The organism is Curtobacterium sp. TC1 (assembly GCF_019844075.1).
Classification (GTDB): Bacteria; Actinomycetota; Actinomycetes; order Actinomycetales; family Microbacteriaceae; genus Curtobacterium.
The window spans coordinates 979309-1001118 of sequence record NZ_CP081964.1 but is presented as its reverse complement, the minus strand read 5'-3'; the positions used below and the strand labels follow the sequence as shown (position 1 = coordinate 1001118).

Sequence of the window (21810 nt, the reverse complement as noted above, 5' to 3'; positions counted from 1 at the left end):
GGACTGGGGTCAGAACTGGACGCGCGGCGGCTCGGCGATCGCTGCCGGCTCGGCCGTCTCGAAGAACGTCGCCTCGGCGAAGCCCCGTCGCTTGGCGAACGTGGAGTTCGGGAAGACCCGGATCTTCGTGTTCAGCTCGCGCACGCCGCCGTTGTAGAAGCGCCGGGCGGACTGGATCTTGTCCTCGGTGTCGACGAGCTCGGTCTGCAGCTGCAGGAAGTTCTGGCTCGACTGCAGCTGCGGGTACCCTTCGGCAACGGCGAACACGCTCTTCAGCGCCTTCTGCATGTGCCCCTCGGCCGCGGAGGCCGTCCCGGCGTCTCCGGCCGTGAGGGTCTCCGAGCGCGCCTTGGTGACGTCGTCGAAGACGGCCTTCTCGTGGGTGGCGTACCCCTTGACCGTGTCGACGATGGTCGGGATGAGGTCGGCACGCCGCTTCAGCTGCACCGAGATGTCGCTCCAGGCCTCGTCCACCCGCACCTTGAGCGTGACGAGGGAGTTGTACGTCACCCAGAGGTAGATCCCGATGATGACCAGGATCACCACCACCACTCCGACGACGATCAGCGTCGTGACGAGTCCGGTGTCCATGTTGGGGTGCTCCTTCTCGCGTTCGGATCCGCGGTGCTGCGTGGCCTGAACGGCCGTCGTGAAGTCTACCGACGCGTGCGCGGTGCTCCCGTCGACCACCAGGGTTCACGGGCGATTCCCGAGTCATGCACACCGGGCATTCGGACTGACGGACGAACCGGACCGGATGCCCGACATCATCCGCGAGGCGTATTGACCCGGCGGCCCACATCACGTGGGATGGAGTCGGTGAGCACGCGCGGGGACAACGTGGACGACCGGGCCGTCGGGGGCGACGGCCCTCGTCGTCGTACCCGGTTCGTCGCACTCGCCTCGGCCACGGCGCTCCTCGCCGCGGCACTGTCGGCAGCCGTAGCCGCCCCCGCGTTCGCCGTCGCCGGCGCCGCGGACACCGAGCGCATCAGCGCCGCGACCACCGCGACCCCGCAGCCGGGCGAACTCGTGGGCCCGCCGAGCAGCGGCCGCCCCGGCACCCCGACGCCCCCGCCCGCGTCCACCGGGCGACCACCCGTCGCGCCGACCATCGCCGACCCGGGGGACATCACGAGCAGCACCGCCCGGTTCCACGGCACCGGCACCCCGGCGCACGTGGTCCGCGTCACCGGCCCGGCGTCCACCGGGTCGGCCGGGTGCTCCGCGCAGGTGCAGGCGAACGGGTCGTGGGCCTGCCTGGGCACGGTGCGGTCGGGCCCCCAGCAGGTCTTCACGGTGCGTGACGCCACGACCCCGACCCAGCCGTCCGCGAGCGCTCCGGCGTCCGACGTCATCGTGCCGCCGACCGTCGCGTCCGACCACCCGACCAGCGGCGCACTGTCCGGTACCGGCTACCCCGGGTCCACCGTGCTCCTGTCGGTCTCCGGGTCGTCGTCGCAGCAGAGCGCCCCGGTCGGACCGGACGGTCGATGGGTGGCCTCGCTCGCGCTGCGGTCCGACGCCACCGTCACGGTCACCGCGTCGCAGACCGCGAGCACGGCGCACGGCTACCGCTCCGACCTGCGCAGTGCGTCCTCGGCCCCGGTGCGGGTCACCGTCGACCGCACCGCGCCGACGGTTCCGCGGATCACGGCGCCCGGCGACGGCGACCGCGTCGGTTCGCGTGCCACGCTCGTCCGCGGCACCGGCGAGCCCGGCGCCGACGTGACCGTGTACGTCGACCGAGCACCGGTCTGCCGTGCCGAGGTGGCTGCGAACGGGTCCTGGTCCTGTTCGACCGCCGGGTCGCAGCTCCGGTCCGGCGGCCACGACCTCACCGCGACGCAACACGACGCCGCGGGCAACTACTCGCGGTCGTCCGCTGCCGTGCGGGTCATGGTGTGGTCGACGTCGGGCACCCCCACCGGGACGCCCGGTACCGGCGGGGACGCACCCACGAACGGCACCGGCACCACGACCCCGCCCGTCGACGGCCAGCACCCCGGTGACACCGGCCCCCCAGGCGGGCACGAGAACGGAAACGGCACCAGCACCGGCAGCGGCACCGGCACGAACGGGAACGGCGGCGGATCCGACGACAGCGGTGGGTCCGGATCGTCGGCCGGACCCGGCGACGGCACCGCGACGAGCGGCACCAGCGCCCCCGGCGCGGCGGGCCCCGGCGGCGGCCACACCGACTGGTCCGGCCCCGCGGGCGACTGGACCGCAGCCACCGCCTACGACCGCACCGTGCCGACGATCCAGGCCGCGTTCTCGTGGCGGACCGTGCTCATCGCCACGGCCGTCGCCGCGGGCTTCCTCCTGCTCATCGCCGCGCCCCTCGCCCTCGTCGCCGCGGCGGCCCGCGGTCGCATCCGGTCGCCCTTCGCCGGCCTGCTCGGACGGAACCGCTCGCGTTCGGACCGCTCGGGAACGGACGACGTCCTGCCGACGTGGGTGTCGATCACGATCGCGGTGACCGTGGCCGCCCTCTGCACGCTGCTGGGCGTGGGCGTCTCGCTCGAGGCCCGCTACGTCCGCCTCGCGATCGCCGTGCTGCTCGGGACCACGGTGCTCACCGCCGCCGTGGTGCTCGTGACCCGATGGGCGGCCGGACCCGACCACCGCGCCGTGGGCTTCCGGGTGTCCCCGTGGCTGGTGCTCGCGGCGCTGATCGCGTGCGGCATCACGCGGGCCGCCGACCTCTCCCCCGCCCTGATCGTCGGGGTGGTGCTCGTGCCGTCGGGTCGCCCCGACCTGGACACCGGCGCGCTGCGCCTCGGCTCGGCGATCGCCGCGGGTGCCCGGAGTGCGACCTGGCGGACGGTCGCCCTGCTCGCACTCGCGGCCTCGGGCTGGGTGCTGCACAGCCTGACCGCGGGCGGGGGCTTCTGGCACGCGCTGACGTCGGAGTTCGCCATCACCCTGTGCGTGGGCGGGGTCGGAGCCGTCATCGCGACGCTGCTGCCGTTCGCCGGGTCCGCCGGCAGCGCGCTCCTCGCGGCCTCACGCGGCCGGTACGTCGCGCTCGCCGTCGTCGCGGTCGCGCTCACCGCCGCGGTCTACTCAGGCCCGTCGGGGACGCACGTGTCGCCGGTGCTGCTCGGCGCGGTCGGCGCGGCCTGCGTGGGGGGTGCGATCGGGGCGTGGTTCTGGGCGCGCACCACGCAACCGGACGCGCGCGCCTGACCCGCACCGGGCCTCCCGTCCGCCGTCCCCGCGCGGCGGATACAGTGACGAACGGTGCGTGACGCGCCGCTCGACCGCCCCAGGGAGCGATGATGACCGAGACCCGATCCGACTACGACCCGACGCGCTTCCGAGAGGTGTTCGAGGGCAGCTTCACGTACGCGAACGGCTTCGCGCGGAACACCCACCGCTTCGCAGGCCGCCCGGCGCTGCGCGAGCCGGACACGGGTCGATCGTGGACGTACGCGGAGCTCGGCGACGCCGTCGACCGCATCGGCGGGTGGCTCGTCCGGCACGGCGCCGGCCGCGGTTCGGTCGTGATGGTCGAGCTGTTCAACTCCCCCGAGTTCGCGATGCTCTACCTGGCGTGCCACCGCATCGGCGCGGTGTTCTCCCCCACGAACTTCCGGCTCGCGCCGGACGAGGTCGCCTTCATCATCGAGGACTCCGCACCGGTGGTGCTGGTGCACGACGCCAGCCGCACCGCCGACATCGCCCGCGCGCTCGAGACCTCGCCGCACCGTCCCGACCACCTCGTCGTCGTCGGCGACGACGACGAAGACGCGCACGACGACGAGCCCGCACGCGACGCGCGCGTCGCGTTCACCGCCCTCCTCGCCGCCGACCCGGTCACGCCCGCCGAGCTGGCCGCCACCGAGCCGCGCAGCGTCTACGACGAGACCACTCGGCTCTACACCTCCGGCACCACGGGACGACCGAAGCCGGTGCCCCTGCCGAGCCTGGTCGAGGTGCTCAGCGCCCACGACGTCGTGATGCACTTCCCGCTCAGCCCGTTCGACAAGACCCTCAACATGTCGCCGCTGTTCCACCGGGGCGGCCTGTACTCGGGCGGCCCGAACCCGGTGTTCTACGTCGGTGCCGAGCTCACGACCCTGCGGCACTTCGACGCCGAGCGGGTGCTCGACCTGGTCGAGTCCGAGCGGCTGACGTTCCTGATCGGCGCACCCCCGAACCTGGTACAGCTCGCGGACGCGCAGGAGGCCCGGCCCCGCGACCTGTCGTCGTTGCACGGCATCGTCACGATGGGCGCGCCGCTCGACCGTGCCGCCGCACTCCGCTTCCAGGAGCTCCTGTCCCCGCGGATCTTCAACGGCTACGGCACGACCGAGACCTTCTGGAACACGTTCCTGCGTCCCGAGGACTTCCCCGACGGCGCCGGCTCCACCGGACGTGCATCGACGGACGACGACGTCGCGGTGGTGCGGGTCTACGAGGACCGCCTGGCCGACCCGACCGACACCGTGCCGAAGGACGGCTCCGAGATCGGTGAGTTCGCGGTCCGGACCGTCAAGTCCGGGTACTCGTACCGCAACCCGGGGCTCGAGGCCGAGAAGTTCGCGAACGGCTGGTTCTACCCCGGCGACCTCGCGACGTGGGACGAGCACGAACGGGTGACGATCGTCGGCCGCAAGGACGACATGGTCATCTCCGGCGGCGAGAACGTGCACCCCGTGCAGGTCGAGGCCGCGCTGCAGGAGCACCCGGGCGTCGCGGACGCGATCGTGGTCGGCGTCCCGGACGAGCGCTGGGGCGAGGTCGTGACGGCGTACGTCGTCCGCGCGCCCGGGCGGCTGCCGGAGGACGACGTCGAAGCCGCCGCCGCCCTCGAGGAGTGGACCGCGTCGCACCCCGGCCTCGCCCGCTACAAGCGGCCGCGGCTCTACCGGTTCGTCACCGAACTGCCGTACAACGCCACCGGCAAGAAGGTGCACTACCTCGCGAAGGCGACGGCAGCGGAGGACCAGGCGGCGGGCCGGCTGATCGAGCCGTAGCGGGCTCTGCAGGTGCGCGGCGTCGGACGGGAGGCCCGTGGCGGTCCCGCCCCGCGCCTCCGGGCCGTCAGCTGGTCGCGTCCACCCCGCGGCTCGGCGCGTTCCGGGCGAACAGGCCCGGCAGCAGCCCGCCGATCTTCGTCCCGATGCACAGACTGACGAAGGTCGCCAGGGGTGTCGCGAGGGACTCGGGGTCGAACGTCGCCACCGCCACCAGCCCGACCGTCCCGGGGACGAGCAGCAGGAACGCCGGGAAGAACGACACCGTCGCGGGGATCGCCGGCACGAGCCGCTCGAGCACCCGCGTCGCGACGAACAGCAGGGCCGCCGTCGCCCCCGTCGCGACGACGCTGCCCCACACCGGCGTCGTCCCGCTCACCAGGGCGTAGGCGGTGACCATGACCGCCACCGAGACGAGCGTCAGCCGCCAGCCCGACCGGAACACCAGGCCGAGTCCGACCGCCAGGACCACCACGGCGACCCACGACACCCAGTAGGACGGGACGGACTCCCACCCGGCCAGGTCCGTGCCGACACCGGCGACCTCGCCGACGAGCGCCGCCGAGGACGGGTCGACGTGCAGCCCGGTCAGTGCGCTGCCCGAGGCGATGCCCGCGGCCATGAACCCGAGCATGATGAGCCCCTGGACGAGCCGCGAGGACCCGGTGACGATGTCGGCGGCGGTGAGCTCGAGCAGGGCGTTGGTGATCAGGGCGCCGGGGACGAACACCGCCACCGGCGCGCACACGGCGAACAGCGGGACCTGCTCGAACCCGGCGCCGGCGGCGACGAGCCCGACTATGGCGGTCGACACGAAGGCCGCCAGGAACGGGATGATCGCGACGGCCTCGCGGAAGCGCCGGAGCAGCAGGCCGATGACCCCGACGAGCCCGCCCACCAGGAGCGCGAGGACGATGGCCCACCACGGGCAGCGGAAGACGACGGCGAGCCCGGCGGAGGTCAGCGCGTTGCCGAGGATCCAGGGCAGTGCGGGCGGCGGGACGGTACCGGCGCGGATGGCACGGACCCGCGCGGGGATCTCGGCGAGGGCGATGGAACCGCTCTCCAGCCCGAGCACGACCCGGTTCGCGCGTGCGGCCTGCCGCGACGACAGCTCGACGCCCTCGGCGTTCACGATGGTCGCCGCACCGGTCGAGACCTCGCTCACCATCACGAGCGCTGGCAGCACCCCGATCGCCAGGGTCGGTCCGACGCCGGCGGCGTCGCGGGCCTTCTCGAGCGCCGAGCGGACGTCGGTGACGGAGCTGCCCGCGTCGAGCAGCAGCGCACCCAGCGTGCCGAGGAGCATGCCGACGGGGACGGTCTCGCCGTCGACGACCTCGACGTGGGCCTCGGGCCGACGGAGGGCGTTCTGCAGGTTCGCGAGTGCGCTTCCGAGTCCGACCACGCAGGCGATGTTAGCGATCGAGCGTGGCCTCGATGACCACGTTGTCGACCGAGGCGGCGCCGTCCGGACGCTGCAGGCACGTGATGAGCAGCAGTCGGCCGGGCTCGTCCGCCCAGACGTCGGCATCGGCGGCCACGGTCGCCTTCGTGATCCGCTCGGAACCGGTCACCGTCCACCGCGCGTCGCCGATCCGGACCCTGCTGCCGACCGCGACCTCGGAACGTTGCCCGTCGACGTCGATGAGCAGGTTGCCGGGGCCGATCGCACCGTTCCGCAGCGAGTGCATGACGACGAACACGGTGCCGTCCGCGCGGTCCGCCAGCGGGACCCCCAGGTTGCGGACCCGGTAGGCCTCGCTGAACCCCGGTGGCGTGATCTGCCCGTCGACGGCGTCCAGTTCGCCGAGCGGCACGTCGAGCCCGACCGACGGCACCACGAGCTGCGCGCCGGTGTCGGCGACTGCGTTCGACGCCGCCGCCGCCGTTCCTGACTCGCCCGGGTCGAGCGTGACCTGCTTGCCGTCGAGCGACGTGCCGGTGATCGCCGTCGGCGATGCGGCGCCGGTGGTCGCCGTGACCACACCGACCACGCCGACGACGAGGGTCGCCGCGGCGAGCACGGCGGTCGTCCAGAGCAGCGCGGTGCGCGGTCGGGTGCGTGGGGCGGTCATCTTCCGTTCCGGGGGTGGTGACGAATGTGTCGGACGGGAGGCGCGCCTCCCCCCACCGGCACGGCCGGAGCGCCGCTGGCGCGTCGCTCCGGAACCGGCGGCGTGGGCCCAGTCCGACAGGTGGGTGCCGGGATCCGCGTGGCGGGGTCGACCGCCTCGCGGATCCCGGTGCGTCAGTCCTGCTGGGTGACGCGGCGGCGGGACGCGATGAACGCGACCGAGCCGAGGGCGACGACGCCGACGGCCGACAGCCCGATCCACGGCAGGGCCGAGGTGCCGGAGACGGTGCCTCCGGTGTTCACGGCTGCGCCGGTGGTGACGGCCGTGGTGGTGTCGACCGGGTCGACGACGACGGTGCCGTCAGCGGTGACCGTGATGGCGAGCGAGACCACGGCGGTGCCGTCCGAGGACTCCACCGCGACGGTGTGCGCGCCGGCCGGGGTGTCCGCGGGGATCACGACCGAGGTCGCGAAGGCCCCGTCGGCGTCCGTGGTCACGGTGCCGAGGACGACGGGGTCGCTGTGCAGGACGATCGAGTACTCCGTCGCTGCCGGCAGGCCCTCGGCGCGCAGCGGCACCGAGTCGCCGACCGTGAAGGTGGTGGTGCCGCCGGTGCTGATCGACGGAGCCGGGGTGGTCGGGGCGGTGGTCGGCTCCGTGGTCGGGCCGGTCGTGGGCGCCGGCGTGCCGGGCTCGCTCGGCTCGGTCGTCGGCTCCGGCGTGCCGGGCTCGCTCGGCTCGGTCGTCGGCTCCGGCGCCACCGGGGTGGTCGGCTCGGGCGTGGGTGCCTCGGCCGCCGTGTAGGCGATCGAGATCGGCTGCGGCTTCTTGGCCGCGGCGTCGTTCGCGCCGGACGTGTACCAGTACGAGCTCTGACCGGTCTCGTTCTGGAAGTCGACGAAGTCCGCCGGCCACGAACCCCAGTCGGCGTTCGTCTTGTTCAGGCTCGTCGCCGACGCGGGCTCGACGCCCTGCCAGTCCGGGCTCACGGTGATCCCCGTGCTCGTGACGTCGACGTCGGTGAGGGTGGCGAGGTGCACGGTGCGCGGGGTGAGCGGCGCCCAGCTGCCCCCGTCGCGCGAGGCCGCGTAGCCCGAGACCGTGGCGGTGAGCTCACCCGTGCCGTCCGCTGCGACGTGCAGTTCCGGGTCCTCGGCGGACCAGTACGTCAAGCCACCGTAGAACGCGACCGTGAAGCCGCCGTCCCACGCGATGTCCGCGGTGCCGGCTGCGGCGTCGACGGTGCCGGTACCCTCGGCCAGGGTCAGGACGCCGCGGGTGCTCGTCGCCGGGGTGACGGTGGTGCCGTCGCCGGTCTGGCACTTCGTGGCGAAGGTCGGGGTCGAGGTGCCGCCCGCGGTCGTCGGGTAGGCGATCGAGACGTTGCCGGCCGAAGCGGCGTAGCCAGGCGACGGGTTGGTCGCGGTCCACGGAGCCGAGGCTCCCGAGTTGCCGGCGACCCCGGCGGACAGGAAGTTGCAGCCGCCGAAGTAGGCGCCGGCGTTGGCCTCGTTGCTGAGGCTCCAGGACAGCGACGCGTCGGTGACGTCGGCGGAGGCGGCGTTCGCGGGGGCGGCGCCGAGCGCGGCGGCCGCGGCGATCGTCGTGCCGAGGGCGACGGCGGTCGCGCCGGCGGCCAGACGCCGGGCGCGAGGAGAGGACAGGTGCATTCGGGTGGTCTCCAAGTTTGGGTAGCCTTACCTAACTCCCTGAGCATAGGGACAGGAGTTAGGTTAGGCAACCCTAAGTTTATCTCTCCCGGACGCGGTCGTGCGCAGGAGCTCTCGCGAGACGTGCTTCGGTACCCCCGGTGGGACTCGAACCCACAACTCAGCGATTTTAAGTCGCGTGCCTCTACCGATTGGGCCACGGGGGCGGGCCGCAACAGCCTACCGATGCCCTCGACGACGAGAGGCGGCCACCCCGAAGGGTGACCGCCTCTGGCGTGCTGGTGCTGGGACTACTTGGCGTCGGCCGGGGCCTTCACGGGCTCGGCCTCGTTCGAGACGTCCTCGGCGGGCTCGCCGTACGCCGGGCCAGCGGCGCCGGCGGGCTTGCCCTCTTCCGGAGCCGGAGCGGCGGCCGGGGCTGCCGGGGCCTCGGCTGCGGGCTTCGGACGGGACGCGAACGCCTCGAACGCAGCGCGCGGGGTCTCACGGTCGTCGAGCGACGCGATGTCGCGACCGAGGAAGAAGCCACCGACCCAGTCGCCGATGACGCGCCACTTACGCTCCCACGACGGCATCGCCATGCCGTGGTAGCCGCGGTGCGCGCCCCACGCCAGGAAGCCCTTCATGGCGAACTTGCCGGACTGGAACACGCCGATGCCGAGACCGAGACCCGCGACGGCGCCGAGGTTCTCGTGCTTGTAGTCGGTCGTGGCCTCGCCGCGGATCGTCGCGACCAGGTTCTTCGCGAGCTGCTTCGCCTGACGGACGGCGTGCTGGGCGTTCGGCACGCAGAAGCCGCCGACCCCACCACCGGTGAGGTCCGGCACGGCTGCGACGTCGCCACAGGCCCATGCGTCCGCGATCACGCCGTTGTCGTCGACGACACGCAGGTCGGGCTGCACGCGGATGCGACCGCGCTGCTCGAGCGGGAAGTCGGTGCCCTTGACCATCGGGTTCGCCATGACACCGGCGGTCCAGATGATGAGGTCGGACTCGATCTTCTCGATGGCGCCGTCGCTCGTCTTGAGCTCGCAGACGCCACCGACGGCCGAGGCCAGCTGGGTCTCGAGGTGCACGGTCGCACCGCGCTGCGCCAGGTTCTTGAGCACCCAGTGCGAGGTCTCGAGCGAGACCTCGGGCATGATGCGGCCCATCGCCTCGACCAGGTGGAAGCGCGTTTCGTCGAAGGACAGCTGCGGGTAGCTCTTCAGCAGATCGGTGACGAAGGAGCGGAGCTCGGCGAAGACCTCGATGCCGGCGAAGCCGCCACCGACGACGACGACGGTCAGCAGGCGGTCACGCTCGGGACCGGCCGGCAGATTCGCCGCCTTGTGGAAGTTCGTGAGGATCTTGTCGCGGATCGCCGCGGCTTCCTCGATCGTCTTGAGGCCGATGGCCTCGTCCGCGACACCCGGGATCGGGAACGTGCGCGACACCGCGCCGGCGGTCATGACGATCTGGTCGTAGGACTCCTCCCACGCCTCGCCCTCGGCCGGGGTGATCGTGGCGGTCTTCGTCGCGTGGTCGACCTTGGTGACCTTCGCGGTGACGACGCGGGTGTTCTTGAGGTGACGGCGGTGCGAGACGACCGCGTGACGCGGCTCGATCGAACCGGCGGCGACCTCGGGCAGGAACGGCTGGTACGTCATGTACGGCAGCGGGTCCACCATGACGACCTCGGCTTCGCCCTGGCGAAGGTGCTTCTCGAGCTTCCATGCGGTGTAGAAACCGGCGTAACCGCCGCCGACGACGAGGATCTTGGGCACGGGGGATGATCTCCTTGGATGGGGGTTTCGGAGTCGAGTCAGACTTCGCCGCCACCCGCCCCGACTCCAGCGTCTGCACCGTCATCATACGCCCGGCACTCACACCGGGAGGGCGACCAGTCCGCGCGCTCGAGCGCGAGGTCGCCGATGGGGTTGACGCCGGGTCCGGCGGCGAGGGCGTGACCGACGAGGGCGTGCAGGCACTTCACGCGGGTGGGCATGCCACCGGCGCTGATGCCGACGATCTCGTCGACGTGCTCGATCGACTCGCGATCGGCCAGGTAGGACTCGTGGGCCGCGAGGTACGCGGCCGCAGTGGTGTCGTCCTCGAGCAGTGCTGCCAGCCCCGGCATCACCTGGTTGGCCTCGAGGGTGCTGACCGCGGCGGTGGCCGCGGGGTGGCACAGGTAGTAGAACGTCGGGAACGGGGTGCCGTTCGACAGTCGGGGCTTCGTGGAGACGACCGTGGGGTTGCCACAGACGCACCGTGCCGCGATCCCGATGACGTCGCGTGCCGGTCGGCCGAGCTGCGCCGACACGACCTGGACGTCGCGGTCGGAGGGCGGGTCGAAGGGAGGGGTCGTCACGGGAACGTGAGCCTACCGGAGACCCGGTGCCCCGCGCACCGTCGTGCCGGACGGGTGCCGGGCGCTACTTGCTCTCGCCGGTGCCCGAGACGTCCGGGGCCACGAGGTCGGCCGCGGTCTCGTCGGTGAGCCCGGACTGCAGCACCGAGGAGAGCATCGCCTGCACCCAGTCCACCTTCGGCGTCTGGACCTTGGTGCTGACCGGCGTACCGGAATCCGTCGTCGGCACGGTCTCGGTCGTGCGGTTCTCGGCGCCCATCACGAGGTAGCTCTCCTCGCCCGGGTACACGTAGAGCAGGCGATCGCGTGCCTGCGCCTCGATGTAGGCGGGGTCGTCCCAGCGGGCGACGTCCTTCTTCTTCTGCGTGACGTCGGCCTTCTGGCTCGCCACCTCACGCTGCTGCTGGGCGATCTGCTCCTGCTGCTGGATGAGCGTGCGGAGCGACGGCGCGAGCACCACGACGAAGAGCACGATGATCGCGAGCATGAGCAGGCTGAAGCCGGAGAAGTGGATCGAGCGGTACCAGGGCTGCGCCGACGTGGTGCCGTCGGGCATCGCCACGGGGACGCGGCGGACGCGGGGCTTCTGGCTGGGCACGGTCCGACGATAACCCGACCGACGTGGTGGGCACGCTCGGCACGCGGCCGTTCGGCGCCCTCTCAGCGTCTCGCCGACGTCCGCACACGACGAGACGCCGTCCTCTCGGAGGAGGACGGCGTCTCGGTGGTACGGGGACTGCTGAGCGGCTGGCTACAGCGACGCGGCGCGCGGGAAGGCCGAGCGACCGGCGTACACCGCGGCGTCGCCGAGCTCTTCCTCGATGCGGAGCAGCTGGTTGTACTTGGCGACGCGGTCCGAACGGGCCGGTGCACCGGTCTTGATCTGACCACCGTCGACCGCGACCGCGATGTCCGCGATCGTGGTGTCCTCGGTCTCACCCGAGCGGTGCGACAGGATGGAGGTGAGGCCGTGGCGGTGCGCGAGCGACACCGCGTCGAGGGTCTCGGTGAGCGTGCCGATCTGGTTGACCTTCACCAGGATCGAGTTCGCGGCCTTCTCGTCGATGCCCCGCTGCAGACGCTTCGGGTTGGTGACGAACAGGTCGTCGCCGACGATCTGGACCTTGTCGCCGAGCTCGGCGGTCAGGTGCGACCAGCCCTCCCAGTCGTCCTCGGCCAGCGGGTCCTCGATGGTGACGAGCGGGTAGTTCGCGACGAGGTCGGCGAAGTACGCGGTGAACTCCTGACTCGAGAGCTGCTTGCCCTCGAACGAGTACTTGCCGTCGTGGAAGAACTCGGTGGACGCGACGTCGAGGCCGACGGCGATGTCCTTGCCCGGGGTGTAGCCGGCCTTCTCGATCGCGGTCAGCAGGAAGTCGAGCGCTGCACGGTTCGATGCGAGCTCCGGCGCGAAGCCGCCCTCGTCGCCGAGGCCGGTCGCGAGGCCCTGCTTCTTCAGCTCGCCCTTGAGGGCGTGGTAGGTCTCGACGCCCCAACGGAGCGCCTCGGAGAAGGACTCGGCGCCGTAGGGCACGAGGAAGAACTCCTGGATGTCGACGTTGGTGTCCGCGTGGGCGCCACCGTTGACGACGTTCATCAGCGGGACGGGCAGCGTGTGCGCGTTCGGGCCGCCGAGGTAGCGGAACAGCGGCAGGTCGGCCGAGTCGGCAGCGGCACGGGCCACGGCGAGCGAGGCGCCGAGGATCGAGTTCGCGCCGAGGCGGGACTTGTTCTCGGTTCCGTCGAGCTCGATGAGCGCGGCGTCGACGAGGCGCTGGTCGGTGGCGTCGAAGCCCTCGAGCGCCGGGCCGATCTCGTCGAGGACGGCGTCGACGGCCTTGAGCACGCCCTTGCCGCCGTAGCGCGAGGCATCGCCGTCGCGGAGTTCGTACGCCTCGAACGCGCCGGTGGAAGCACCGGAGGGGACGAGCGCGCGGGACACGACGCCGTCGTCGAGGAGGACCTCGACCTCGACCGTCGGGTTGCCTCGGGAATCGAGGACTTCGCGTGCGCCTACGGCATCGATCAGGGCCACGGGGTACTCCCTACACATTGGTTGTGGTGTTTGCGGGACCGATCCTAGCGAGCCGAGGTGAACACGACGTCGACCGTGACGCCCGGTGTGGACGACTCAGTCGAGCGGGCGGAACTCCACACCCTCGAGCGACGTCGTGTCGGCGCCGACGGTCGCGAAGGCGGAGAACCCCTGAGCGGCCAGACCGGCGAGCAGGTTCTTCGTGTTCTTGGTGCGCCGTTCGAGCCGTACGCGTCGGTGCGACCCGAGCGCCTCGGTCTTGAGGGCCGCGAGCCGGACGGGGTCGACGTCCTTGTCGTAGACGAGCACCACGGCGTCGGACTCCGCGGACTCCGGGAGTGTCACGAGGTCGACCAGGCGTTCGAAGCCGAGCGAGAAGCCGACCGCAGGGACGTCCTGGCCGAGGAACCGGCCGATCATGCCGTCGTACCGACCGCCGCCGCCCAGGCTGTAGCCGAAGTCGGGGTGCGCGACCTCGAAGATCGTGCCGGTGTAGTAGCCCATCCCGCGTACGAGCGTCGGGTCGAAGCGGAGGTCGACCCCGGGCAGGGCCTCGCGCAGGCGCAAGAGGTCGGCGAACGCCTCGGCGTCGAGCCACGCGGACCCCTCGACCGAGGTCCAGTCCGCGGCCTCGAGCGCGCGGATCGTGTCCTCGAGCCCCGGCAGCTCCTGCCCGACGGTGCTGCGGAGTTCGGCGGCGACGCCGTCCGGACCGATCTTGTCGAGCTTGTCGATCGTGATGAGCGCGCGGTCGGCGGCAGCCGGGTCGGCGATGCCCCACGACGCCAGCAGGGTCAGCAGGATCCGCCGGTCGTTGATGCGGATCGTGGTGCCGGTCACGCCGAGTGCGTCGAGGGCGGCGGTCGTGGCGCGGATGAGCTCGATCTCGGCCAGCTGCCCGGGCTCCCCGAGGATGTCGATGTCGCACTGCACGAACTGGCGGTAGCGCCCCTTCTGCGGACGCTCGGCGCGCCAGACCGGCGCGATCTGCACCGATCGGAACACCGACGGCAGCTCGGCGCGGTGCGACGCGTAGAACCGGGCGAGCGGCACGGTCAGGTCGAAGCGGAGCCCGAGGTCGGCGAGGTCGAGGGGCGCCTGGGCCGTCTGCAGGTCCTCGGTGCTGAGCCCGCGCTTCATGACCGCGAACGCCAGCTTCTCGTTGTCACCGCCGAGCCCGGAGTGCAGGCGCGCGGCGTCCTCGACCACCGGGGTCTCGATCTCGTCGAACCCGTGCCGGGAGTAGACGTCGCGGACGACACCGAGCACGTGCTCGCGTCGGGCCTTGTCCGCGGGGAGGAAGTCACGCATGCCACGGGGTGCCGTCACGGTCGTCGCCATGGCGTCAAGTCTGGCAGATGCGCATCGCCGGGTTGCGCGGCATGCGCTCTACTGGCATACTGCATTCAGTACCTCGGTTCGGAGCGTGCCTGATCCACTCTCCGGACCGATCGCGTGGGCACCGTGCTGCAGTGTGCCCCGCGACTCGAGCGGGTTCTGCGTGCACACCTCTCCCTGGGGGTGTGCCCACCCGCTCACGGGCGCCCTCCTTTTTCGGGTTAGGAGGGCGCCCTTCTCCGTTTCCGCAGGCGGCGCCCGAGCTCCCGCGCACTCACTCGGCGGCGCGGCCGGCGTGCTCGAGCGCAGCGACCGCGGCGCGGAGACTCGCGACCGGGTCGATGCCGTCGTGCACCGCCCTCGTGATCTCCTCGAGCATCGCGATCCCCCACGTGGGGTCCACCGCCCCGGCCCCGTCGGCCGGCGCCGGAGACCCGACCGATGCCCGAGCGGTCTCCGTTCCGGATGCCGCAGCGGGCGTGGCGGACGGGTCACGGGCCTCCCGGTCGGCGGCCACGACGGACGCGACGGCCGCGTCGGCAGCACCGTGCTCGTCCAGGCGCTCCAGCAGCTTGACGGCCCGTTCCAGCGGCGGCATCGCGCGCGGGACCCCGTCCAGCACGCTCGTCCGGGCCGACTTCTCGGCCGCCTTCGCCGCGCGCCACACCCGGACGACGTCGTCGACGGTGTCCGCGGTCTCGTCGCCGAACACGTGCGGGTGTCGACGGACCATCTTGTCGCGGACCCCGGCGGCGACGTCCTCGAGGGTGAACTCCCCCGCACGTTCGGCGATCCCGGCGTGCAGGACGACCTGGTACAGGACGTCGCCGAGCTCCTCGCGGACGTCGTCCGGGTCGCCGTCGTCGATGGCGTCGACGAGTTCGTAGGACTCCTCGACCGCGTAGCGCGCAAGCGTGGCGTGGGTCTGCGCACGGTTCCAGACGCAGCCCCCGTCCTCGGCGAGCAGGCGGTCGACGACGGTGACGAGGTCCGGTACGGCGGTCATCGCGCCATCGTCTCACCCACGTATGCTGGTCGTGGTGTGTCGGGAAGTCTGGTCGACGGACACTCACCCGACCCCTCGAGACGGAGATCCATGTCGTCCCTCGTCCGCTCGCCCCGCTTCAGCGCCATCGCGCTCCTGACCGCCGCCGTGCTCGGCCTGGTCGTCGCGAACTCGCCCGTCGGCCCCGGCCTCGAACGCCTGCTCGACGCGCACCTGCCGCTCGGCGCCGTCGGGCTCGACCTGTCGATCGCGCACTGGGTCAGCGACGGACTGCTCGCGGTCTTCTTCCTGCTCGTCGCGATCGAGCTGAAGCAGGAACTCGTCGACGGTGAGCTGTCGAACCCGGGGACCGCGATCGTGCCGGCGATCGCGGCGGTCGGCGGCGTGCTCGTGCCGGCCGGCGTCTTCCTGCTGGTGACCGCCGGTACCCCGTACACGCACGGCTGGCCGATCCCGACGGCGACCGACATCGCGTTCGCGCTCGGTGTCCTTGCGATGTTCGGTCGTGGGCTGCCGAGCGGCATCCGGGTGTTCCTGCTCGCGCTCGCGGTGCTCGACGACCTCATCGCGATCATCATCATCGCCGTCGTGTTCGCGCACGACACCGACTTCGCGGCCCTCGGCGGTGCGGTCGTCGCGCTCGCGGTGTTCTGGGTGCTCGGTCGGATGCTCCGGCCCGGGCGCCGCGGTCAGACGCTCCTGATCGTGGCCATGGTCCTGGTCGGGCTCGTCACCTGGTGGCTCGTCCACCACTCGGGCGTGCACGCGACGATCGCCGGCGTCGCGCTCGGGCTCGTGCTGCCCCGCCGACCGGGCCACACCCTGCACGAGCACGTCGAGCCGTGGTCGAACGCGATCGTGCTGCCGGTGTTCGCGTTCGTCTCGGCCGCGGTCGTCATCCCCTCGGTCGGCATCAGCGAGCTCTCCCCCACGTTCTGGGCGGTCGTCATCGCGCTGCCCGTCGGCAAGGTCATCGGCATCACGCTGTTCGGCGTCGTCGCCACGCGGATCTTCCGCTCGCCCGGCCGCTCGTCGCTGTCGTTCTTCTCGATCGCCACCGTCGGGGTGCTCGGTGGGATCGGGTTCACCGTCTCGCTGCTCATGAACGAGCTCGCGTTCGCCCGCAACGAGGAGGTCCTCGACGAGGGCGTACTCGCCGTGCTCGTCGGGTCCGGCATCGCCATCGTCGCGTCGGCGGTCGTCGTCACGCTGCGGGCACGGGCGTACCGTGCGCGCCGCGAGCTGTCCGAGGCCGAGGACACCGAGTAGCGGGCTGCGGTCCGACTCGGAACGACGTCCTCGTTGTCGTACGACATCGAGAACGTCGTTCCGGGTCGGAGATCGCCGCCCCTTACGCGGCCGGCGCCTCCGCCGGCGTCGTCGCGCCGTAGACCGCGGTCAGGATGCTCTCGACCCACCGGATCAGGGCGTCGTCCGGCAGCGCCTGGTCGTGCGGCCGCGGCATCGGGATGCTCGCCGCGTTCTGCTGCGGGAACCACTTCGCGCCCGGGAACATCCGCTTGAGCCGCACCTGCGACGAGTCGGCGAGCTCCTTGCCCGCGACGCGCAGGTTCGACCCCATGACGACCACGTCGGACAGGCCGACCTGCTGCGCCATGCGACGGAGCCGGGAGACCTCGACCAGCGTCTGCACGGGCTGCGGCGGCTGCCCGTACCGGTCGGTGAGCTCGTCGAGCACCATGTCGATGGCGTCCTGCTGCGCCGTCGGGGCCGAGGCCGCTGACAGCTTCTGGTACGCCTCGAGCCGGAGCCGCTCGGACTCGACGTAGTCCTCGGGGATGTGCGCGTCGACCGGGATCTCGAGCCGCAGCTCGGTCTGCCCCTCGGCCACGTCGCCGCGGAACTGCGAGACGGCCTCGCCGATCATCCGGAGGTACAGGTCGAACCCGACGCCCGCGATGTGCCCGGACTGCTCGCCACCGAGCAGGTTGCCGGCACCACGGATCTCGAGGTCCTTCATGGCGACCTGCATGCCCGCGCCGAGCTCGTTGTTCGCCGCGATCGTCTCGAGGCGGTCCTGCGCGGTCTCGGACAGGGGCTTCTCGGAGTCGTACAGGAAGTACGCGTACCCGCGCTCCCGCCCACGGCCGACACGACCGCGCAGCTGGTGGAGCTGGGACAGCCCGTACTTGTCGGCCTTGTCGATGATGAGCGTGTTCGCGTTCGCGATGTCGAGCCCGGTCTCGATGATCGTCGTCGACACGAGGACGTCGAACCGACGCTCCCAGAAGTCGACCATGACCTGCTCGAGGGTGCTCTCGGACATCTGCCCGTGTGCCACGGCGATGCGGGCGTCCGGAACGATCTCGGCCAGGTGCGCGGCGACGCCCTGGATGTCCTTCACGCGGTTGTGCACGTAGAACACCTGCCCCTCACGCAGGAGTTCGCGGCGGATCGCGGCGGCCACCTGCAGGTCGGACTGCGGCCCGACGAAGGTCAGGATGGGGTGGCGGTCCTCTGGTGGCGTGGCCAGGGTCGACATCTCGCGGATGCCGGTGACGGCCATCTCGAGCGACCGCGGGATCGGGGTCGCCGACATCGCCAGGACGTCGACGTTCGTCTTGAACTTCTTGAGCTGGTCCTTGTGCTCGACGCCGAACCGCTGTTCCTCGTCGATGATGACGAGGCCGACGTCCTTGAAGGTGATGCCCTGCGACAGGATCCGGTGGGTCGCGATGACGATGTCGACGGTCCCGTCGGCGAGCCCGGCGATGGTCTCCTTGGATTCCTTCTCGGACTGGAACCGGCTCAGGGCGCGCAGGTGCACGGGGAACCCGGCGAAGCGCTCCTGGAACGTCTCCATGTGCTGGCGGACGAGCAGCGTCGTCGGCACGAGCATGACGACCTGCTTGCCGTCCTGCACCGCCTTGAACGCGGCGCGGATCGCGACCTCGGTCTTGCCGTAGCCGACGTCGCCGGAGAGCAGGCGGTCCATCGGGATCGGCCGCTCCATGTCGCGCTTGATCTCGTCGATCGTGGTGAGCTGGTCGGCGGTCTCGGCGAACGGGAAGGCCTCTTCCAGCTCGCGCTGCCACGGGGTGTCCGGCCCGAAGGCGTGCCCCTTCGACGCCATCCGCGCCGAGTACAGCTTGACCAGGTCGACGGCGATGTCGCGGACGGCCTTGCGGGCCTTCGACTTGGCGGCCGACCAGTCCGAGCCGCCCATCTTCGACAGGGTCGGGGACTCGCCACCGACGTACCGCGACAGCTGGTCGAGCTGGTCGGTCGGCACGAAGAGCTTGTCGCCCGGGTAGTTCCGCTTCGACGGCGCGTACTCGAGCACGAGGTACTCGCGCTGCGTCTTCACCGCGTTGCGGCCGCCGCTGGAGACCTCGCGGCTGACGAGCTCGACGAACTTGCCGATGCCGTGCGTCGCGTGCACGACGACGTCGCCCGGCTTGAGCTGCAGCGGGTCGACCACGTTCTTGCGGCGGCTCGCCAGCTTCTTGACGGTGCGCGCGCCCTGCTGGACGCTCCGGCCGTAGAACTCCGCCTCGCTGAGGACGACGATGCGCGGATCCGGGATGGCGAAGCCGTGCTCGACGGTGGCGGTCGTGACGATGGCGACACCCGGCTCGGGAGGCGCGGGCAGGGCTTCGGCACGGGCTGCGACGCCGGCGTCGGCGAGGACCTGCACCGCCCGTTCGACCAGTCCCTGGCCCTGGGCGGTCACCACGACCGCCCACCCGTCATCGGTGAGCGCCTTGACGTGCGCGATCGCGCCGTCGGCACTGCCCGCGAAGCTCGGCACCGCCTCGGCGCGGACGCGGATGTACTCCCCGGCCTCGGCTGCCGCCTCGGCGTCGGTGAGCACGCGCGCGGTGTCGCCTTCGTCGAGCCCGGAGTCGAACGGCGACACCGTCCACCAGGTGCGCTGCCCACGGGTGTTCTTGAGCTGCTGCACCGTCAGGAAGTTGCCGGCGTCGAGGTCGATGGGTGCCTGCGCCCCGGCGACCGCGGCGCTCCAGGCGGCCTGCAGGAACTCGGTGTTCGTCTCGGCCAGGCTGTTGGCGCGGCCGTTCACCCGCTCGGGCGAGAACACCGCGATGGTGGCGGTCTCGGGCAGGTACGACGTCATCGGCACGAGGTCCTGCACGAGCGCCGGGGCGAGGGACTCCATGCCCTCGACCGGGATCCCCTCGGCGATCTTCGCGAGCATCTGCGACAGGTTGGGGAACTCGTGGAGCATCTCGCGCGCCCGCTGCCGGACGTCGTCGCTGAGGAGGAGTTCGCGCGAGGCGGTGAGCTCGACCGAGCCGAGGTCGTCCTCGGTGGTGCGCTGATCGGCGACGGAGAACGCCTTGATCGCCTCGATCTCGTCGCCGAAGAAGTCGACGCGGACGGGGTGGTCGGCCGTGGGCGGGAAGACGTCGAGGATGCCGCCGCGCACCGCGAACTCACCACGCCGGGTGACGAGGTCGACCCGGGCGTATGCCATGTCGACGAGCTTCGCGGCGATCGCTGCCAGGTCGTTGCCGCGCGAGTCGGTCCGGAGCAGGACGGGTGCGAGCGAGGTCAGGTTGGCCGCGATCGGCTGCAGGGCGGCGCGGACGCTCGCCACCACGATGGTGGTGCGGCGGTCGGCGACGTCGGCGGCGGACCACGACGCGAGTCGCCGCAGGGTCGCGATCCGGGTGCCGACGGTCTGCGCACTCGGGCTGAGGCGTTCGTGCGGCAGGGTCTCCCACGCCGGGAACTCGAGGACGTCGGCGTCGGGGACGTAGCTGCCGAGGGCGTCGCGGACGGATTCGGCCTCACGCCCGGTCGCCGTGATGACGAGCACGCACTGCGGGCCGTTCCGTTCGGCGATCAGCGCCCCGAGCAGCGGGACCCGCAGGCCGTCGACGACCGAGAAGTCGGCGTCACGAGGCGCGGCACGGAGCACGCGATCGAACGCGGAGGCGCGCGAGAGCGCAGGGATGATGCCCGAGATCGTCACTCAGGAGATGGTACCGGCCCCCACCGACACCGCCCGCGTGGTGCGCGACGGGCGAACACGGCCGGGATCGGCCGGTGCCGTCAGGACGGCGCGTGCACGCGCTGCTGCGCGGCGACGAGCCCGAGCTCGGCGATCGCCTCGACCGCGTCCGCGGCGTCGGCCAGCAGGATCGGCAGCGACTTCTTCTCGGCTGCGGAGAAGTCACGCAGCACGTAGTCGGCCGGGTCCTGACGGCCGGGCGGGCGACCGATGCCGACCCGCACGCGCGAGAACTCGTTCGTGCCGGTCGCCTTGATGATGTCGCGGAGGCCGTTGTGGCCGCCGTGCCCACCGCTGCCCTTGAGCCGGACGGTGTCGAACGGCAGGTCGAGTTCGTCGTGCACGACGACCAGGTCGGCCGGGGTGGCGCTGTAGAACCCGAGCACCGACGACACCGGGCCGCCCGACGTGTTCATGAACGAGCCGGGCTTCGCCAGCACGAACCGCGGGCCGCCGGGCACCAGGCGCCCTTCGGCGACCTGGTTCGGCGTCTTGTGCTTCTTGAACGTCGCGCCCATGCGGGACGCGAGTTCGTCGAGGACCATCTGGCCGACGTTGTGGCGGTTGCCGGCGTAGTCGGGCCCGGGGTTCCCGAGTCCGACCACGACCAGTGTTCGATCCGCCACAGCGTCGACCAGATGCCTTCGAAGGGGTGTTACTCGGAGACGGGCTCGGAGCCGCCCTCGGCACCGGCTTCGGCGCCGGCCTCGGCCGAGGCCTCGTCCGCAGCGTCGTCGTCGGCGGTGCCACGCGGGGTGACGATCTGCACGACGAGTGCCTCGGGGTCGGTCTCGAGCTCGGCGCCCTCAGGGAGGGTCAGCTCGGACGCGACGATCTGCTTGCCGTCCTCGAGGCCCTCGACGTCGACGACGACGTGCTCCGGGATGTCGGTCGCGAGGACCAGCAGGGAGACGGTGTTCAGGTCCTGCACGTGGATCGTGCCGGAGAAGGACTCGCCCTCGACGACGACGGGCACGTCGACCGTGACCTTCTCGCCACGGCGGAGGACCACGAGGTCGATGTGCTCGATGATCTGGCGCACCGGGTCACGCTGGACGTCCTTGACGAGGGCGAGCTGGGCAGCACCCTCGATGTCGAGGTCGACGACCGCGTTGGCGGTACGGACGAGCAGCATGGTCTCGTGACCGGGCAGCGAGATGTGCTTCGGCTCGGTGCCGTGGCCGTAGACGACCGCGGGGATCTTGTCGGCGGCGCGGAGCTTGCGCGCTGCACCCTTGCCGAACTTGGTGCGGACGTCCGCTGCGAGCTTCGTGTAGTCGGCCATGGTGCCTCCTGGTCTCGGGGGTCGACACCGGCGGTCCGGCATCGTGGGGGTCTGTGGTGTT

16 protein-coding genes and 1 tRNA gene are annotated in these 21810 nt (G+C 71.7%); 3 read left to right on the top strand and 14 right to left on the bottom strand.

Going from position 1 to position 21810, the window contains the following annotated elements; all coding sequences use genetic code 11:
* Window positions 1-9 precede the first annotated feature (9 nt).
* Entirely contained in the window at window positions 10-591 is a 582-nt protein-coding gene (locus KZI27_RS05880) for a LemA family protein (protein WP_111084820.1), read from the bottom strand.
* Window positions 592-819: 228 nt separating this feature from the next.
* Here KZI27_RS05880 and KZI27_RS05875 point away from each other — a divergent pair, with 228 nt between their 5' ends.
* Both KZI27_RS05875 and KZI27_RS05870 read left to right on the top strand, forming a co-directional pair.
* Entirely contained in the window at window positions 820-3192 is a 2373-nt protein-coding gene (locus KZI27_RS05875) for an Ig-like domain-containing protein (RefSeq protein ID WP_222659871.1), read from the top strand.
* A gap of 92 nt (window positions 3193-3284) precedes the next feature.
* Window positions 3285-4985, top strand: coding sequence for a class I adenylate-forming enzyme family protein (locus KZI27_RS05870; protein ID WP_222659869.1), 1701 nt, complete (start codon window positions 3285-3287; stop codon window positions 4983-4985).
* A gap of 67 nt (window positions 4986-5052) precedes the next feature.
* Here KZI27_RS05870 and KZI27_RS05865 read toward each other — a convergent pair whose 3' ends face one another.
* From KZI27_RS05865 to KZI27_RS05820, 10 genes are all read right to left on the bottom strand, one after another.
* A complete protein-coding gene (locus KZI27_RS05865) occupies window positions 5053-6393 on the bottom strand; it encodes a threonine/serine exporter family protein (protein WP_222659867.1) in 1341 nt (446 codons plus the stop codon).
* A gap of 10 nt (window positions 6394-6403) precedes the next feature.
* On the bottom strand, window positions 6404-7063 hold the full coding sequence (locus KZI27_RS05860) for a class F sortase (RefSeq protein ID WP_222659865.1): 660 nt from the start codon (window positions 7061-7063) through the stop codon (window positions 6404-6406).
* 173 nt (window positions 7064-7236) lie between these two features.
* Window positions 7237-8748 carry a hypothetical protein gene (locus KZI27_RS05855; protein ID WP_222659864.1) on the bottom strand — a complete coding sequence of 504 codons (1512 nt, stop codon included), beginning with the start codon at window positions 8746-8748 and terminating at the stop codon, window positions 7237-7239.
* Window positions 8749-8865: 117 nt separating this feature from the next.
* A tRNA-Leu gene (locus KZI27_RS05850) sits at window positions 8866-8939 on the bottom strand.
* An 84-nt stretch (window positions 8940-9023) separates the two neighbouring features.
* On the bottom strand, window positions 9024-10499 hold the full coding sequence (locus tag KZI27_RS05845) for an NAD(P)/FAD-dependent oxidoreductase (RefSeq protein ID WP_222659862.1): 1476 nt from the start codon (window positions 10497-10499) through the stop codon (window positions 9024-9026).
* 38 nt (window positions 10500-10537) lie between these two features.
* Window positions 10538-11086, bottom strand: coding sequence for a DUF501 domain-containing protein (locus KZI27_RS05840; protein WP_222659860.1), 549 nt, complete (start codon window positions 11084-11086; stop codon window positions 10538-10540).
* A gap of 64 nt (window positions 11087-11150) precedes the next feature.
* A complete protein-coding gene (locus KZI27_RS05835) occupies window positions 11151-11684 on the bottom strand; it encodes an FtsB family cell division protein (RefSeq protein ID WP_222659858.1) in 534 nt (177 codons plus the stop codon).
* 153 nt (window positions 11685-11837) lie between these two features.
* Complete coding sequence (eno, locus tag KZI27_RS05830; RefSeq protein ID WP_123313266.1) at window positions 11838-13121, bottom strand: phosphopyruvate hydratase; 1284 nt, start codon at window positions 13119-13121, stop codon at window positions 11838-11840.
* A gap of 96 nt (window positions 13122-13217) precedes the next feature.
* On the bottom strand, window positions 13218-14462 hold the full coding sequence (gene hisS / locus KZI27_RS05825; protein WP_222659856.1) for a histidine--tRNA ligase: 1245 nt from the start codon (window positions 14460-14462) through the stop codon (window positions 13218-13220).
* Window positions 14463-14733: 271 nt separating this feature from the next.
* Window positions 14734-15465, bottom strand: a complete 732-nt coding sequence (locus KZI27_RS05820; RefSeq protein WP_222659854.1) for a MazG family protein — start codon at window positions 15463-15465, stop codon at window positions 14734-14736.
* A 90-nt stretch (window positions 15466-15555) separates the two neighbouring features.
* Between KZI27_RS05820 and nhaA the strand changes: the two genes are divergently transcribed.
* Window positions 15556-16734: a Na+/H+ antiporter NhaA gene (nhaA, locus tag KZI27_RS05815; RefSeq protein ID WP_222659852.1), complete on the top strand. Its 1179-nt coding sequence runs from the start codon at window positions 15556-15558 to the stop codon at window positions 16732-16734.
* Between the two features lie 82 nt (window positions 16735-16816).
* Here the strand turns inward: nhaA and mfd are convergent, their stop codons facing one another.
* The 3 genes from mfd to KZI27_RS05800 all read right to left on the bottom strand — a co-directional run bounded on the left by mfd (window position 16817) and on the right by KZI27_RS05800 (window position 21749).
* Entirely contained in the window at window positions 16817-20425 is a 3609-nt protein-coding gene (gene mfd, locus KZI27_RS05810; protein ID WP_222659850.1) for a transcription-repair coupling factor, read from the bottom strand.
* Window positions 20426-20505: 80 nt separating this feature from the next.
* Window positions 20506-21090 carry an aminoacyl-tRNA hydrolase gene (pth, locus tag KZI27_RS05805; protein WP_222659848.1) on the bottom strand — a complete coding sequence of 195 codons (585 nt, stop codon included), beginning with the start codon at window positions 21088-21090 and terminating at the stop codon, window positions 20506-20508.
* A gap of 29 nt (window positions 21091-21119) precedes the next feature.
* Window positions 21120-21749 carry a 50S ribosomal protein L25/general stress protein Ctc gene (locus KZI27_RS05800; protein WP_222659846.1) on the bottom strand — a complete coding sequence of 210 codons (630 nt, stop codon included), beginning with the start codon at window positions 21747-21749 and terminating at the stop codon, window positions 21120-21122.
* Between the last annotated feature and the right edge of the window lie 61 nt (window positions 21750-21810).